The 16,588-nt window shown below is 60.9% G+C and carries 9 protein-coding genes, 3 pseudogenes and 1 riboswitch; of the genes and pseudogenes, 7 read left to right on the top strand and 5 right to left on the bottom strand.

What is annotated here, in order from left to right:
- Nucleotides 1–7: 7 nt before the first annotated feature.
- The gene (locus MYXE_RS19745; RefSeq protein WP_085195281.1) at nt 8–802 is read left to right on the top strand and encodes a hypothetical protein; all 795 of its coding nucleotides are present in this window, start codon (nt 8–10) and stop codon (nt 800–802) included.
- A gap of 43 nt (nt 803–845) precedes the next feature.
- Nucleotides 846–957: riboswitch (SAM riboswitch) on the top strand.
- Nucleotides 958–1,606: 649 nt separating this feature from the next.
- Here the strand turns inward: MYXE_RS19745 and MYXE_RS19735 are convergent.
- Nucleotides 1,607–2,812 (bottom strand): annotated as a pseudogene (locus MYXE_RS19735) (IS110 family RNA-guided transposase).
- A 237-nt stretch (nt 2,813–3,049) separates the two neighbouring features.
- Here MYXE_RS19735 and MYXE_RS19730 point away from each other — a divergent pair.
- Nucleotides 3,050–3,375 (top strand): annotated as a pseudogene (locus tag MYXE_RS19730) (ADP-ribosylglycohydrolase family protein); the annotation flags it as partial.
- A gap of 150 nt (nt 3,376–3,525) precedes the next feature.
- On the opposite strand, the gene MYXE_RS19725 reads toward MYXE_RS19730, so the two are convergent.
- Nucleotides 3,526–6,630, bottom strand: a complete 3,105-nt coding sequence (locus MYXE_RS19725) for an ATP-dependent helicase (protein ID WP_197904875.1) — start codon at nt 6,628–6,630, stop codon at nt 3,526–3,528.
- Between the two features lie 46 nt (nt 6,631–6,676).
- Between MYXE_RS19725 and MYXE_RS24055 the strand changes: the two genes are divergently transcribed.
- Both MYXE_RS24055 and MYXE_RS24725 read left to right on the top strand, forming a co-directional pair.
- Nucleotides 6,677–6,997 (top strand): hypothetical protein, encoded by a 321-nt coding sequence (locus MYXE_RS24055; RefSeq protein WP_197904874.1) that lies wholly within the window; start codon nt 6,677–6,679, stop codon nt 6,995–6,997.
- 454 nt (nt 6,998–7,451) lie between these two features.
- Nucleotides 7,452–8,156 carry a uracil-DNA glycosylase family protein gene (locus tag MYXE_RS24725; RefSeq protein ID WP_232061657.1) on the top strand — a complete coding sequence of 235 codons (705 nt, stop codon included), beginning with the start codon at nt 7,452–7,454 and terminating at the stop codon, nt 8,154–8,156.
- A 213-nt stretch (nt 8,157–8,369) separates the two neighbouring features.
- Here the strand turns inward: MYXE_RS24725 and MYXE_RS19715 are convergent, their stop codons facing one another.
- On the bottom strand, nt 8,370–10,703 hold the full coding sequence (locus MYXE_RS19715) for a hypothetical protein (protein WP_139821154.1): 2,334 nt from the start codon (nt 10,701–10,703) through the stop codon (nt 8,370–8,372).
- A complete protein-coding gene (locus MYXE_RS19710) occupies nt 10,700–11,695 on the bottom strand; it encodes a hypothetical protein (RefSeq protein ID WP_142688750.1) in 996 nt (331 codons plus the stop codon). Before MYXE_RS19710 ends, MYXE_RS19715 begins: the two co-directional genes overlap by 4 nt.
- A gap of 167 nt (nt 11,696–11,862) precedes the next feature.
- Between MYXE_RS19710 and MYXE_RS19705 the strand changes: the two are divergent.
- The 3 genes and pseudogenes from MYXE_RS19705 to MYXE_RS19695 all read left to right on the top strand — a co-directional run bounded on the left by MYXE_RS19705 (nt 11,863) and on the right by MYXE_RS19695 (nt 15,045).
- Nucleotides 11,863–13,109: pseudogene (locus MYXE_RS19705) on the top strand (IS256 family transposase).
- A 424-nt stretch (nt 13,110–13,533) separates the two neighbouring features.
- On the top strand, nt 13,534–13,911 hold the full coding sequence (locus MYXE_RS19700) for a very short patch repair endonuclease (protein WP_085194297.1): 378 nt from the start codon (nt 13,534–13,536) through the stop codon (nt 13,909–13,911).
- A 60-nt stretch (nt 13,912–13,971) separates the two neighbouring features.
- Nucleotides 13,972–15,045 (top strand): DNA cytosine methyltransferase, encoded by a 1,074-nt coding sequence (locus MYXE_RS19695; RefSeq protein WP_085194295.1) that lies wholly within the window; start codon nt 13,972–13,974, stop codon nt 15,043–15,045.
- 930 nt (nt 15,046–15,975) lie between these two features.
- Here the strand turns inward: MYXE_RS19695 and MYXE_RS19690 are convergent.
- Nucleotides 15,976–16,554 carry a hypothetical protein gene (locus tag MYXE_RS19690; RefSeq protein WP_161552124.1) on the bottom strand — a complete coding sequence of 193 codons (579 nt, stop codon included), beginning with the start codon at nt 16,552–16,554 and terminating at the stop codon, nt 15,976–15,978.
- Nucleotides 16,555–16,588: the final 34 nt, after the last annotated feature.

The raw sequence follows: 16,588 nt of genomic DNA, 5'->3' as shown, positions 1-16,588 counted from the left end.
GGTAGCCATGGCACGTTTTGGGGACCACTCACCGGCGGAATCTCAGGTCATCCTGCTCAGTGACGACGACACTGTGCGGCACCGCGACGCCATGGCCGAACTTGCGGCGCAGCAGGCGTGCGCCATCACCGACGCCTTCTCGTTCTCCCCGGGAGAGGCAGCGTCGAACGACGATCTGACCCAGGTCGACGCGGTTGTGTCGGCGCTGGCGCGCGCCATCGCGGACCGGATGGACATCTGGCTACCTTTCCCGGGGCCAGATTTCGGACGTGAGCAGCACTGGCGGCGCCTGAGCCTGGTGCTGCAGCGCCACGGTCTGAATGTTCGGTTCGGCCGGGAACTCGCGCCGTGCCCGGCCACTGGTGGGTACAGCGAAGTCGACTTCGCGCTGCGACGCGAAGTCCAGGCTGTCGACGACCTCGACAATGCCGCTCTGGCGGCCGCGGGAGTCGAAAGCCTTCGGCGGGAAATCGAACTGGCCCTTGTCGCCGCCGGCGCCCCAGCACCGGTCATGGCGACGGTGCGACGCGTTCCCGCCGGTGCGAGCACCGCTTCGCGGACCGAAAATACTTGGCCGCCGGTACTTCCGGCGCCAACACTGCCGTGGGCGCAGCGCCAGCCCATGCTGAAGCGCTACGTCCGTTGGCTGGTGCACGACTGCGGCGTCACACAAGTGGCCACGGCACGAGTTTTGAACTCAGCGGGTCAGCGCACCCCCAAAGGCCGCCGGTGGCGGCCGGCCACGGTGTCCGCGCTACTCAACGGCCGCTACGACCACGGGGCCGCGGACGGCAGTGCCTGAACTCGAACCAACATGTCGGTCGAGTGCGCTACCATTCCGTCAGCTTCACGAGATGCCGTCGCCAAGCTCCGACTGGACGGCACGCCAACCCCACGCTCGTGGGTGGCTCGGATGACGAAGCGGTCGGTACCGACCGGTGCCGGCAAGAGCGCCTCCCGCAGTGGAGGCCTGGCAACAGGAGTACAGCCATGGCCGAGCGGAATCTAAGTGCAGCCGATGCAGCGTTGCGCGCCCGCATTACCGAGTTGTCCGTGCACATTCCATGCGGCGGCCTGCGTGGTCCCGTGGGCGGCAGGTGGCAGTCGTGCCGCCACGAGAATGCGCCCGAGCGGTGGGAGGGTTGCGATGTTTCGCGTGCGAAAGACCTGTGCATCATCTGCTTTCGGGCGACAGCGGGTGGCACATCGCGCTGGTCGTGGCTCGCATGCGAGAACTGCCGTCGGGTCAACGCGGCGATTGCGAGGCTGGAGCCAGAATATGGCGAACGTCCATTCGCCCTCGGCCGCCACAGCCTGATGAATGGGATCGGGTCCGGGGCGGCGCACCACCCGAGGTTCAAGAGGACCAGATCGCTCGGCTGTTGGCGTTCGCTAAGCGCGACGACCGATTGCGTGGGTGGCGCACACGCGAGTACCCGCGACTGGCCAGTCGGTTCGACCCGCTCGCTGACGTCCCGCTGCGCCTCTGGCAGGCCGAATGGCCACCAAGCCTGGAGGCGTCGGTAGACGCCTTCACCCGCCTGCTCGGGCGCGCGCCGGATCCTTCCCTATCCACCAATGCTTAAGGAGATTCTCAATGAAGTTGTCAAGCCGCCGCAGCTTTAGGTGTGGTGGGTTGATAGGTCTGGTGGTCGCGCAGCATTGCCCAAAGGACGTTGAGGCGTCGACGGGCCAAGGCGAGCACGGTTTGGGTGTGGGTTTTTCCTGGGATCTCTTGCGGTCATAGTAGGTGCGCGAGGCAGCGTCGGTGCGGATGGCGATTTGGGCGGACAGATAGCAGGCGCGCAGCAGGCGCCGATCGTAGCGACGGGGGCGTTTGAGATTGCCGCTGATGCGCCCGGAATCCAGGGTACCGGTGCCAGCCCGGAAACGCCGGCAAGGCGATCGACGGAGTCGAAGGCGCTCATCTCGCCGCCAGTGGCGGCGAGGAACTCGGCGCCGAGCACGACGCCGAAGCCGGGCATGCTCAGGATGATTTCGGCGTGGCGGTGGCGGCGAAATCGGTCCTCGATCATCGTTTCGGTCGCGTCGATTTCGGTGTCGAGGGTCATCACCTCCTTAGCCAGGCGAGCGACCATGGCGGCGGCGAGATTTTGGCCGGGCACGGTGGTGTGTTGGGCGTTGGCGGCCTCGATAGCTTTGGCTGCGACAGCAGACGCGTTGCGAGCCTTACGTTTAGCAAGCCAGGCTGTCAGGCGGGCAGCACCGGCGCGGCGCAGCCCGTCGGGGGTTTGGTAGCCGGTCAACAGGATCAACGCGGCCTTGCTGGTGCTGTAGTCGAAGGCGCGTTCCAGGGCGGGGAACTACTCGAGCAGCTGGGCACGCAGCCGGTTAATCGCCCGGTACGGTCGGCTACCAGATCAGTGCGCCGAGCGGTCAGGATGCGCAGCTCGACCGCGATGTCATCACCGAGTCGCAGCGGCTGCAGGTCGCGGCGCATCCGAGCTTGGTCGGCGATGACGGCGGCGTCTTTGGCGTCGGTTTTGCCGTCGCCGCGGTAGCCGGCCGAGGCGTGGTAGATGGTGCGGCCGGGAATGTAGAGCAGCCGCTGTTCGGCGGCGATGAGCAAGGTAATCAGCAGCGCGGCACCGCCGGCGTTCAGGTCGATCGCCCAGGTAACGTCACCGCCGTCGGCCTGCGCCGTTACCGCGTCGATCAGCTCCAGCAGTGCGGTTTCATCGTTGGCCACCCGTCGCGACAGCAGTCGCTGACCCTCGGCATCGATAGCCACGCAATGGTGGTCGGACTTTCCGGCATCGACACCGGCCCAGACCTGTTGGCTCACAGCCACCTCCGTGATCGTTGTCATCCCTACCAACCCAGCAGACGACCACGCCGGCATGTCCTTACACAGCGATCAAATCGCATCTCTCAATTAGCGGTCGAGTCGTCGCGGGACGCCGGGCGGCCAATCTCCTTCGGCCATGAAACACCGCACACGCATGAAAGCCATACCCGACGTCCCTGGGCAGTTCGAAGCCTACGGCCGAGGGCAACAACCACCCTTCAAGAAAGGTAAGGACAGCACATGGAATGGACTGCGGCACGACGTGATCGGGCCTGCGGTGCCTGCTGGGCACCGCCGCCGGCGACGCTCTGGACGCAGGCTACGAATTCGCGCGGCCGCTTGATCCCGGTCAGCCTGCCGAGATGATCGGCGGCGGGCTGGGGCCATTCAAGCCCGGCGAGTGGACCGACGACACGTCGATGGCCATTGCGATCGCCGAAGTCGCCGCCACCGGAGCTGACCTGCCTCACGAAGCGGCGCTGGATGATGTGGTCAGACGCTGGTATGAGTGGGCGCAAACCGCTAAAGACGTTGGCGTGCAGACCAGCTCAGTGCTCTCTGCGGCGATCACTACGATTGAGCGGCAAAAATGATTGGCCAGAAGTGGATCGAAGTCCTGAAGCTGCAAGTTATTTCACCGAAGCGACGACGGCTGGGACGCCATCATCGACGACACCATTGCGATCTTCCCCAGGACTAGGGCCATCTCTCGCGGGCTACACGCGAGCGTTGCGAGCGTCCTGCATTCCGCAGATGCCAAGAAAGTCGCACTCGTCGCATCGGGTCTTAGAGGTCGGTTTTCGAGGTGCACGGAGCGGACCGACTCGGAAGTCCCGGTGTCGTATGTTCCGCGCCGATTCTGCGATGACCTTTCGCGTCTCGGCGAGCGAATGGTCGTCTAGATCAACCTCGAGCTCGCGGCGACCATCCTCAGTTTCGCCCATGTAACGGACGAGGCCGCGGTCCGTTTGGTATTCGAGTTCACGGCGGGCGGCGAGGCCGTACATGGTCAGCTGCAGGCGCATCTCGTCTTCATCCAAGCTCATGCGCTCGTCGGATTCCGGATCACCGGACTTGAAGTCGATGATGGTGACCCGCGGCGGTTCATCGAGCCGCACGACGTCGATGGCACCGGATACGAGAACCTGCTCCTCCTCTATCAGGGTCTCGAACTCGCGCTCGGGTTCGAACTCGAGGTGGGCAAGCTCGTCCGCGTACGTTTCGACGTAATCGGCGATGATTTCCTGGGCCTGCCTCTTCATGTTCTCGGCTGGAGCGCCGGTCGTATGGCGAAGGTAGAACAACCCGCGGTCGATGAGCGTCTGAATCCGCTTCATTAGCTCGTCACGATCGCCAGCGATTGCCGACCAGGATTGAGGATTGGAGTGGACTTCTCGGAGAAGGTTGTGGATACCTCGGCCGTAGCCGAACGCCTGATTGATGGTTGGCGTGAATCCGAGAACCTTCCGTAGGTAGAAGTCATGGGGGCATTCAAGGAAGTACCGCATGTCGGAGAAGGAGGTCACGAGCCGGTTTTCGCGGCTCACCTCTGACGCCCGCGTTTCGATGTTCGCTGGGATGTCGGCCGGAGCCGCGAACGCGACTCCTCCCTCCGACTGGATGATGTTGGCGACGCCCGGAATAGAGGACCTGGGTCTAGCCGCGAAGTACTCGCTCGGCCTCGACGATGTAACAAACAAATAGCGCTCGGCGCGAGTGAGCGCGACATACATCAGACGGCGCTCGCCATCTCGCGCCGGGTTATCCGCAATCTGGGCAGGGTCGATCCGCGTAAGGATGGGGCCCTCGAAAGGTACGTTAGGTGGCCGGGTCGCCCTGCTACTCGGGAACCTTGACGAGCAAACGTCGGCAACAAACACGCAGCCGAACTCCAGCCCCTTCGCTGAGTGAATCGTCGTGATCTGGACTGCGTCCGGTGTGACCAGTAGCGGTGCGGCTTCTTCCCGTGCGTTCTTGGTTCCCCAAAGCAAGAGACCTTGGATTTGATAAGGGTAGTCTTCGGGTCTCGTCCAGCCGGGCGTTTCGATTCCGGTCACCAACGAGCTCAGCTGGCCGATGTGGAACATTGCTAACTCCGAGCGACCGCCCTCGTTATCCCATTCGGCGATCCCAAGCTCAGCCAGGATGTCGTGGAAGATCGACTGAGGAAACACTCTTCGTAGCGGTTGTGGGCCACGGAGGAGGAATTCGCGCAGATGCGGCGTGTGGACTCCATCGATATCCCGCGACGCGAGGCGCCTCTGCGTCGAGATTCGCTGTTGGATGGCCTGACCCGCAGCGGCGAGACGTGCTTCGATGTCGCCGGCCAGCGGGACGCCTTCTGCTCTGAGCTGGCTGGCGGCGGTTTCGATAACCGGAATCGGTTCCGGAGGACATCCGAGGGTGGCGTTAATGCGGCTCGGGAACGATCTCGCGTCCTGCCCGCCCAGGAAGCGCTCCATTCCGGCGGACAGTGCGAGCACACCAGCGACCAGAAGGACCTCCGGCTGTGAGAAGAGGTCGGGACCGGCGCGGACGATAGCAGGAATCCCGTGGTCCCGGAGCGCCGTCATGTAGGTGCGTGCATCCGTAGAGGACCTTACGAGAACTGCGACATCTGAGTATGTCAGCCCACGGTCACCGTCCCGCGTGTCATGACGTGCTCCCTGACCAGTGGCTGGCACGACAAGTTGCTGAATCGTCTGGGCGATCCAGTTTGCCTCATCGGTCCGCGACGGGAATGGCAGAGCGGAAACATGAGACGGGTCGTAGTCCGTTCGTCCCACACGGCCGTGGAGCATGTCCGGGCTTGTCAGGTTCGGCGGGACGCCGATCGTCCTGTTCCAGCTGTTGGAGACTGCAATAAGCCGCGGAGTAGATCGGAAGTTGTGAGTGAGTTCCAATACGTCGCCATCATGGTCATCGCGGAGTTCGCCAGCTAGGTCAGCCATGATTTCGACGCGCCCTCCGCGCCAACCGAAGATGGCCTGTCGGTGGTCGCCAACCGCCGTGAGATGGCCAGCGTCGCCTACCAGGAGGCGTATGAGAATGTCCTGCACCGGATTGACATCCTGGAATTCGTCTACGACGACGTGGGTAATGCGCTGGCGTAGCGACTCGGCCGCATTCGGTTCATCCGTCAGCAGTCGGACTGCTTCAGATTGACTCGTTGAGAAGTCGAGAAAGCGTCGGCAGCGCAGATACGCGTACAGCCTGGCGGCAGACCTGGCGAACGACCGTGCGGCCTCCGATTTGCCGACATCGACCAGAAGTCTTGCCTCGCGGCACCACTCAGCCTCGGGGGCGCCTAACTCTGTAGGTCTCGGCCTTTCAGGCAGTTCAACTCGCAATACGTTGTATTCGTTGAGCAAGTCATAGGCGTAAAGGAACCGGTCGGTGGTTTCGGTCTGCGAGGCGCGGTACTGCCGGCCCGGTGAGATAGCGGTCTGAAACGCGGGAAGCCCGAGCAGATTGTGGAAACGCCGCTGCACCAACGCATACCGGGCGATTTCGTCCATGATGTCGTAGTTGTGGTATTCGCTTGCGTTGAGCTCCTTCAGGAGCTTGAAACAATACGAATGGATGGTTCCGACATACATGCCGCCGAGGGTCGCGTTCCCGCCTTCGGGCGTAATGGCATCGATATAGCGGCGGATTCGGAACTGCATCTCTTCGGCCGCCTTCTCTGTGAAGGTGAAGGCGACGATTGAGTCCTTCGGGACTCCGTCGGCCAGCCACCATGCAACTCGACGAGCCATCACCTCCGTCTTGCCGGACCCGGCGCCTGCAATTAAAAGAAGGCGTCTGGCAGGACTGCTCACCGCGGCTGGCTGCTGGCCTTGTAAGCCGCTGAGCAGACGGGTGCGGATGTCCTCTGCCGAGCTGATGACGTCCGCTTGGCCGCTGGCATTCCTTTTCTTAGTCGAGACCCTCTGGTTGTTGGAGCGGCTTGGACTGGCCTTCTTTGCAGCGGGTCTGCGAGGTCTCGCGGTACGTACACCGGTGTTGTTTGTGGTGGTCCCGGCACTCGTAGCCTTCGCCGTTCTGGTGGTCGTGTTCCTCGCGGCTGTGCTGGTCTTCGTTCGAGTGCCGGCCCTGACTCGCTTGCTCACGGGTGTCCTGCTGGACGAGCTTTTTGCACTGGCTCTGCTGGTCTCTTTCGCCCTGGCTTTGCCCGCTTTTGCGTGAACGGCTCTGGTGCCAGATTCCTTTCCCGCGGCTCTACTGCTCATCGCGGTGCCCCCCTCGAAGTGCTGGCTCTAGCGACTTCTTGCCATAGATACCATGCAGGCCACGCCGCGGGGTTGGATTGGTTCATACCAATCCAATTCGAGGAGTGCTGATGGTACAGGCGGCCGCATATCACGGTTTTGGGCGTTTTGCATCGCGACTCCGACCGAGTCGTTCGCCGTACTAGCTCATGGCTGGCCACGAACGGGTGCTTCGATCGGCAGGGCTGCGAGCGGCTCGGTCCTCTTGTCGAAGCTTTCAGGTCTAGCCGCTGGGTCGCTAGGCGCTTCCCGACCTGCGACAAATTAGTGCGCACAGTGAAGGGCGCCCGATAGGGAGTCGTCGCGGTGCGGCCTTCCTGCAGGCGCGGATTCGCACAGTAGGAAGCGGCCGCTTCCGGCAAACTGAGAACATGCCCGGCCGACCTCGCTACTCACCAGCTAGGCCGGGTCCCGTCGCGCACAGCCTGGCGCGCTACATCACGGAGCGCTACGACATCGAGATTTCGCCAGCGCAAGCCCAGGCTCTGTTCAGTTACAACAATGAGTGGCAGCGCTGGCGCAACCAGCCGGGCGGCGAAGCCGAGCAGGAGAAGTACGCCCGCGATGCGCACCGTTCCACGACAAACGCCACACACGCCGCCGAGGCAGCCGACAAGCCGACACGGAGACAGGTCCGTCCGGGCGCCAACGGCCGCAACGCCGATCCTGCATTCCTCCGCGCGAAGTTGGCGCGCGTTCGCGAGCCTCACGTCGCACCGCTGAATCAGCTCGCCGACGAAATCGCGGATGCTAAGGGCTTGCCCCGCGGCCACGTCCCTTATGTCGATCCAGTCTGCAGCGGCGTGCACGCCCGCGCACTGGTGCTGCTCGAAAATCCCTCGACCAGAACTGCAGCAGGCACCGGCTCTGGGCTACTCAGCCTCGACAACGACGATCGCACGGCGCGGAACCTGCGTGAGGCTTACGATCGGCACCATATCGACTGGAGCCAAATCGTCGGGCGGGAACGTCGTACCCTTCTCGCGTCATCAATTCCAACGGTGGCTCCACCAGCGCTGAACGCCGCGAGGGCGCCCCGTGGTTGCGCGAGTTTGTCCGCCGTTGCCCGGACCTGAAGATCGTCCTGCTGCTCGGCCGCGCGGCGGAAGAGGGTTGGGCGATGGCGGGTCTGACCGGCTCGCTGGAGACCGTTACAGCGCCTCATCCTTCTGTCTGCGGGCTCAATTCATACGGTGCCAGGGAAGCGATTCGAGAACGCTCTCGCTTGCCTGGCGAGGACACTGAACGAGGAGTGACACGATGACGCCGCGCCCGCCAGTTTAAGGACTTTAGTCCTCCAGTTCTTTCGCCAGCCGGTCATAATCCGTCATACCGGCGAGTACAGCGCGTGCCGCAGCACGCTGGCTCGTCAAAATTGTGTCGTCCTCCCAGAGACGGCCCGATCTGGCCGCTTTCTTTGATTCCTCGTCAAGGATTAACAATGCAACGCCGACGCCCACCGCGTATCGGTCACGTGCCCGTTCCTTCCCTTCATCAGTTAATTCGGCAGCGCGGGCGGCGATATAGGCTTTGAGTGGTGCGAAAGTGCGGTTGAGAACAAGGGTCGGGATCGGTGTGTCAATCGACGCAAGCTCCTTATACTCGGCCTTTCGGCTAGCTAAGTCCTTGCCCAACACTGACTCGACCTCGCCGACGGTGTTGGGTGTCCAATCATCTCTGTCAAGGTCAGACTGCCATATCAGTGCTACAAGACCGCCACCGCCCGGACTGGTTTTGCCTTTCTGGTCCCCAGCTGGAGTAGCTGGGTTTCGTGCACTAATTTCGCTCACTAGCTCTAGTTTCGTGGTCCATTCGAATCGTGGGCCCAACCCTCCAGATGTTCGCTGCCATTCTGGAATCTCAGCATTGAGGACGTACGAGCCGGGTTCCGGGTAATCGGGGACAGAAACGGAGACCCGAACGCGGCCCGATCGTAATTCGCCAACGGTAATTTCGTCATCACCGATATCAGGGTGGTCACAAGTGACGCGCAACTGTGCGCGTTTGCCTTGGCCGAGGAATCCATCAGCAGCGTTGAGCTTGAAGTAGATCCCCTTGACTTTCCCAATTTCAGCGGTGACCACCTCGGGGCCCTCGAAGTGCGTCGGGTTGTCATACAAGTCCTCGGGCGGTGTCGGTTCGGGCGGCTTTTGGTTGCGGCCTCCACACTTTCCCTCACCGGGAGCACCGAGAGAGAAGCCCTTGACCATTAATGCGCGAGCGATTTTTTCGGCAATTGCAATCGTCGGTCGGTCATTGTTGTCCCCTGTGATCGCTTCACGAATTAGCGCGCGATTAGCATCGTCAAGGGCAGGCCACTCATTGAGAAATCCAGCGATCTCTTTCTCGAGCCGCTTAGCAACCGAGCTGCTGACAAGTTGAGCACGATCTGCGGTAAAGAGCTCTGTGCGCACTTCGATCGGAAGGGCGTCGCTTTCAACCACGACTAGAATGCGATCGTATAGCTTATTCAGTTTTGTATTCGCCTTGAACGTAAGGGGTGTCCAGTGGGAATGTACCTGACCGTTGGACGTAATGAGCAACGCATGTCCGTGCGCAACAAAATTCCGTCGTTCCCCTTTCGCTCCCGGCTTATTAAAGATACGAAATGTGATCGGCAGGTGATACGTCACACCTTTATAGCTAAAGGGCAGGGTGTCTTCACCCTGAGCCCCTGGCTCTCCTGGGTTGTCACGTAAGCGTCGTTCAAGGCCGTCGAGCGTTTCAGTTCGTTCCGACCTTGTGATGTTGTTCTTGTAGGTGATGGGTATCACCGGTCGATATAGCCGAGTATTAAATACGGTGTGGAATGACCTTTCATCACCCGAGCGTCGCCCAAGGCCGTCGGTATCGTAGCCGATTAAGGCCAGATGAGTCCCCGGTTCGAACTCGGGGTAGCACGACGCAGGAACGGACAATGGAACGGCTGCTTGCCAGGAAGCAGGATCATTTTCGTCCCACGGATTAGTCACTAGGTAGAAAGCGTTAGTTGTGGTTCTCGCCCTCTCCCATTGAACAACGGCAATAGCGATGCGATCTGGCTGGTCGACTTCTAGAAGCTCAGGCGCGCGCCGAGTGACAAGAACCACCGCCTGGGCACCTCGGTATGTCGTAGCTCCGCCGAGTCCAAACGTGCCCTGCAGCCAGTCGCATCCATCTTTGTGTTTGGAGCCAACCCTAAATATGCCCAGAGGCACGTCAGACGGAGTTATGCCGCATCCAAAATCGCGGGCAACGACAGTCACTTGTTTCTTCTGCCGGCTGTCTGTCGCGCGATCGATCGTGATGGATGCAAGACTGGCACGTTCCCTCGTGGAGGCTGGCAAGAGAGCCTCGGCTGCGTCGTGAGGTGTCCGAAACGGGACGGACTCCGCAGTGCGGTAACGTTCAAGGGCGCGACGCTCCAGAATGGCGTCCTGCATATTCGTTACGACTTCCAGCACTTTATGGTCGTAACTAGCTCCGCTGCCCGTAAGGATCCCCTGATTGTTCCAAGTGTTTCCAAGGGGTCGCTCGTGGCGAGCGCCGATCGCTTTCTCAATCAGATCCTGCACAGCTCGTGCGTCAACTATGGAGCGTGCGCTTAACGCACTGCGAATAATTGCTGCCCCGTCCACCTTCACCTTGTGCCTCCGATGAGTTCTAAACCGAGTTCTGTGGGGTAGTATTTAAGATGGGTTTGTTTCGGCTGAATCATGCCCCACTCCCGAGCGCGGGCTATGTATCCCATAGCGTTTGTTGACACTTCGTTAGCAGTCCAACTTGGCCAGCAAGAGGCAAAGTGGTCTAAAATCCGTTGGCGATTGGCTCCCGAGGTTCCTATTACCGTTAGTGTTTCGGCAAAGCCTTTCCAGTCGCCAGGTGAATGGCGCGAAAGGTAGGTAAAGAACCGGCGTGCGATATCGCTTGCATGAGGTTCGGCTATGGTGATGCCAGCAACAATCTCTAGAAGTTCGAGTCCAAGTCCCGTGATCCCGATCCGTATTGGCTCGCCGGGTATGAATGCTACCGTAGCAGCCCTCCATTGAAAGAGGGGTCCGGACAGATTTAATTTTGCATTTCCCTCAGCACGGATGTCGCCGATCGCAAAGCTACGGAAGCGGCCCTCCGCTGCCTTTTGCTTGGCGCGATTGGTTGGGAACAATGCGGTATACCTTGCGCCGGTTTTCCGCTCAAGGAAAATCAGTAGTTCGCCAAATTCCCAAGCATGTTTCGTCACGTCTGAGTAAAATTTGTCGATATCCACAGGACCTGAATGCGCAATATTGGCTAGCTGTGCGAGTGCCCACAGTGACGGGTAATCACGATTATGAAGCCCGAAGAGCACATCGGAGGTAAGCGCGGATACGTTGCTGGTGCCATCAAGAATGGTGGCTGGCGGCGCTTTGGGTATCGCCGTCGCTGACAGATCCGCTGCTTCAACTGGAGCTGTTGTTCGGGATTGGACTGGGTCCAACGACATTTGCATCTCTGCTGCCAACGGTCGGACGAGCGGCGTGGAAGCGTCCTCCTCTTCTCCGGCGGTTAGCTCAAGTACTCGTTCCTGGATGGCGTCGACGATGAATTCTGCTCGTGTCATGTAGCCCCCGACGCCGCTCAGGATGACGGAGTCCATATCCCGGAGCAAGCTCACGGGCAGAGCCACCCGCAAGACCCGCAGTTGCGTCCAGGGGCGTGGTGTATGAGCCGGTAGGGCCGGTGGGCGTGTCGTAGCGCGGTAGAGGGCGGTCATCGCGTGATCCTTCGAACGATCAGCAAAGTCAACCGAAGGAGAGCAACGCGATGACCTCACCACACCTTATCGACGCCGAGCAGCTGTTGGCCGACCAACTCGCCGAGGCCAGCCCGGACTTGCTGCGAGGGCTGCTGTCGGTGTTCATCCACGCCTTGATGGGCGCGGAAGCCGACGCCATCTGCGGGGCGGCTACCGCCAGCGCAGCGATGAGCGGTCCAACAGCCGCAACGGCTACCGGCATCGTGATTTCGACACCCGCGCCGGCACCATCGATGTGGCCATTCCCAAGCTGCGTCAGGGCAGCTATTTCCCGGACTGGCTATTGGAGCGACGCAAACGCGCTGAGCGTGCCCTGACCAGCGTGGTGGCCACCTGCTATCTGCTGGGAGTGTCCACCCGGCGGATGGAACGCCTCGTTGAAACACTGGGTGTGACGAGGCTTTCCAAGTCGCAGGTGTCGATCATGGCCAAAGAACTCGATGAGCAGGTTGAGGCGTTTCGCACCCGCCCGCTTGACGCCGGCCCGTACACGTTCGTCGCCGCTGATGCCCTGGTGCTCAAAGTCCGCGAGAACGGCCGCGTCGTGGGCGTGCACACCCTGATTGCCACCGGCGTCAACGCCGAGGGCTACCGCGAGATCCTGGGTGTGCAGGTCAGCTCCGCCGAGGACGGGGCAGGCTGGCTGGCGTTCTTCCGCGACCTGGTCGCCCGCGGCCTGTCCGGGGTCGCGCTGGTCACCAGCGACGCCCACCCCGGCCTGGTCGCCGCGATCGGGGCCACCTTGCCCGGAGCGGCCTGGCAGCGCTGCCGCACCCATTACGCGAACAACCTGATGGCGGCCACCCCGAAGTCCTCCTGGCCGTGGGTGCGCACTCTGCTGCACTCGGTCTTCGACCAGCCCGACGCCGAATCGGTTGTTGCCCAATACGATCGAGTCCTCGACGCATTGTCGGACAAGCTCCCCAAAGTGGCCGAACACCTCGACGCAGCCCGCCCGGATCTGTTGGCGTTCACCGCTTTTCCCAAACAGATCTGGCGCCAAATCTGGAGCAACAATCCCCAGGAACGGCTCAACAAAGAAATCAGGCGCAGGACCGACGTCGTGGGCATCTTCCCCGACCGGGCCTCGATCATCCGCCTCGTCGGTGCCGTGCTGGCCGAACAACACGACGAATGGATCGAAGGACGACGCTACCTGGGCCTTGACGTGCTCACCCGCGCCCGCACAGCACTGACCAGCACCGACGAGCCCGCCGGACAGCAAACCAACACCACCCCAGCCCTGACCGCCTAGACTGCCACCCGAAGGGTCACGCGATCGAACGAACTCTTACACCACGTCACTGGGCTTGGCCAGACCCGCCGAGTAGTGGGATCCACTTATACCTCCTTGGAACGATACAGTGGGTATGGTGCCGTATATATGGGTATATGTCAACTTGCATAAATTATGCTAGGCATATCCGCGCTATATGGGCCCACCGCAGAGGTGGTGTAGGGCGGTCTGGTGGCATGGGTTAACTGCGGGGTGCCAAACCGTCTGTTGGGCATGTCATGCGGCCGATCAGCCGCGAGCACTGTGCTGGTGCGGCTTCACAAGCGACCTGCGCAGACAACCTTCAGGTGTAGATTCGAGGTCGCAGACTTCCGTACGAGGAGTGCGATAATCAGTGCCATCCGAGGGTGTGGTCCCATCGTCTCGACAGGTGTCTGAGCAGATGAGCAGGCACCCTCGCCGCGACACCGGTCCCGAGATTGATCTGCGTCGGCTTTTGCACGCTGCTGGACTGCGCTACCGTGTGCATTACCCTGTCCCCGGTATGCGGCGCCGCACAATCGATATAGCGTTCACACGACAGAAGGTCGCAGTTTTCATCGACGGCTGCTTCTGGCATGGATGCGGCGAGCATCGGAATGTGCCTGCCTCGAACCATGATTGGTGGAGAGAGAAGCTTATGAAGAATGGCCGGCGCGATGCTGAAACCGACGCACACCTGAGAAGTCTTGGGTGGCGGGTGATACGCGCTTGGGAACATGAACCCGCTGCCGACATCCATTGGCGGGTGGTGCGAGCACTGATCGAACCTAGAAGATAGCTGGCAGCGAAGCGGCGCTGCCTACCTCCGTTTGTCGGCGGTTCCGTCTATACTTCCGCCGTGGCTGCCCCGCCGACCGTGATCGATCTCTTTGCTGGCGCCGGCGGCTTTAGTGAAGGATTCAGTAGGGCCGGTTTCCGAACAATTGCTGCGGTTGAACAGGGAACAGTCGAAGCCGCGACCTTCCGGGCTAACCACCTGGGGGCAGATGTTTTCTGCGGCGACATCGCAGAGTGGGTTCTGGGTGACGTGCCGTCTGCAGATGTCGTTGTCGGTGGCCCACCGTGCCAAGGCTTCTCGAACCTTGGCGCTCGAAAAATCCGGGATCCACGGAACGCGTTGTGGCGACGTTACGTTGACGCGCTCGTTCGACTGCGTCCAGCTTTCTTCGTTCTCGAAAACGTTGCTGATTTCCTTCGATCGGGCCAATTTCGTGACCTGCGGCGTGAGACTTACCGTAATGGGCGGCTCCGAGACTACCGAATTGAATTCGGCATCCTTAACGCTGCAGAATTCGGTGCGGCTCAGCTTCGCCGTCGCGCAGTCGTCATCGGAGGGCCACGCAGTTTAGCTCCGTGGGGTATGCCGGTTGGCGACCGAACGGGCAAGCGAGAAGCGTGGGAGACCGTACGCAATGCAATTGGGGATATTCCGTCAGAGGTGGACGGGGTTGACCTGCCCGCGACGTTCACCGATGTTGACGGTCACGTCATACCTGGCCCCTTCAAAACTATTGATCTGCATCTGGGACGGCGTCCGACCCAGCTGTCCCTAGACAGATATGCCGCGATCCCACCGGGGGGTAACCGCAAAGACATACCCGACCATCTGCTGGCCAAATGTTGGCGAGGTCACAACAACGGTTCTGGAGATGTGATGGGCCGTCTGCACTGGGATAGACCGGCTGTGACGATCCGAACCGAGTTCTGGAAGCCAGAGAAGGGCCGCTACCTGCATCCCACCGCTAATCGACCAATTACGCATCTCGAGGCTGCACGACTGCAAGGGTTCCCTGATGACTACCTGTGGTACGGAACGAAATCGGAGATAGGCCGTCAGATCGGCAACGCGGTCCCGATCATGCTAGCCCGGGGCATCGCAACGCATATCGCATTCCTGCTTGCACAGGTGTGATAGTTGGGTTGTTTCAGATTGATTATTCGTAGGCCAAGAATTTCTGGTTCCTGCGTTGATCGGAAGGCCTAGCCACGAGCTAAGGCTTTAGGCGAATCATCGCGCAGCGCAGTACGCGTGCGACCGTATTAGCCGAAGCCAGCAAAAACCCATCCGCGGTTGACGATGGTGGAAGCACGTTGTAACGAATCCGTTGTTGTGTCAATGCTTTCCGGACCTCTGGGAAGCGCATCCCAACTCGTGGGTACTCGCGGTCTGTCGCTGGCCCACCTTTCGTACGCAGTCAAGTCATCGCTTTGGTAGTCGGTTTCGACCTCTGGCGGAGACCCCACAGTGGCGAGGTTCAGTACTCGCGCTAGTCCATTCACATGATCCGCGTCGAGGGCCGGCGTTTCGTTCAGTCGATCGATGATCGCTAGTGCAAGCGACCTGCACCTCACGATTGGACGATGTAGATAGCTATTGGGCAGATCTTGAAAAATAAACGCCAGCTCGACAGGCTGGTAGTCTCCGCCATTTCTGAAAATTTCGGCACCCCACCATAACCGGGCGAAAGCTTGCTTGTGTATCGGTCCCCACCAACGGTCCTCTGCGATAATCCCAGTGGGGTCCCTCCATCGCCAGTCGAGATACCACTGGTACCGCAAAGCGGTCCAATGCCATAACCCTCGAATGGCTGCCTCCGAGCGCCGGAGGCGAAGCGCGAAATGCACGCGCGGTGCAAGCCATCGATCGCTTTCGCTTCGGTCCTTCCAGTCGGCAGCTGTTTTGCGCCGTCGTACCTCGTCCATCAACTCGTCCAGAACATCGATGGTTGGCGGAGCGCAGTCCCGGCGCTCAACCGGAGTCTCGACACCCTCAAGAGTAGAATCGGTGCCATATCTATCTCGCTCAGCAGCAACGAGTTTACGACGCATAGCCCGTAAGTACTCAGACATACTTCACCTGTTCGGATACGGCCGCCACCGTCGATGACACCGAAGTCATCCTGTCCAAGGCAAGATCCACGTCGGCCCAGAAGACGGCGCTCTCGGGTGGCCCATCAGGAAGCCGTGCGATCGTTTCGTAAAGGTCTTGCACCGTCTCGGTATAAGGCAGCTCGACAGCGACGGCTTCACAAATATCGCGGAACACTTGCCCTGTCGGACCCTCTGCCGGGCCGCCGAACTCGTCGGTAGTGACTTGTTCCGCTGCTGCGCGGAATAGGGTGCTCGCCACGTAACGCGCAATGAAAGCCGAGATCAAGTCTCGATGACGACGCCGCTCCAGTTTGGGCTTGTCTGCGAGGATAAGACTCTGCAGACCATCAATGCCCTTGTTGAGGTACAGAATCGGCGGGGACAAGGTGATATCGACGTACGCGTGTGCACCACTGTGCCTCCGTGCTTCGGTTGGTGCTTCGTTTGCACCGAACTCTACCCAGATCGTTTTCAGTGGGGGCACCCCAGCCTTCCTGGGCGCTGCAGCCTTATCAACGATCAGCGCCCACGGCAAGGTGGATGCCACCACGCGGCGCCGGCCCTCGTGGTGGCCCACTATTTCG

Source organism: Mycobacterium xenopi (genome assembly GCF_009936235.1).
GTDB lineage: Bacteria > Actinomycetota > Actinomycetes > Mycobacteriales > Mycobacteriaceae > Mycobacterium > Mycobacterium xenopi.
This window is presented reverse-complemented; position numbering and strand designations above follow the sequence as displayed.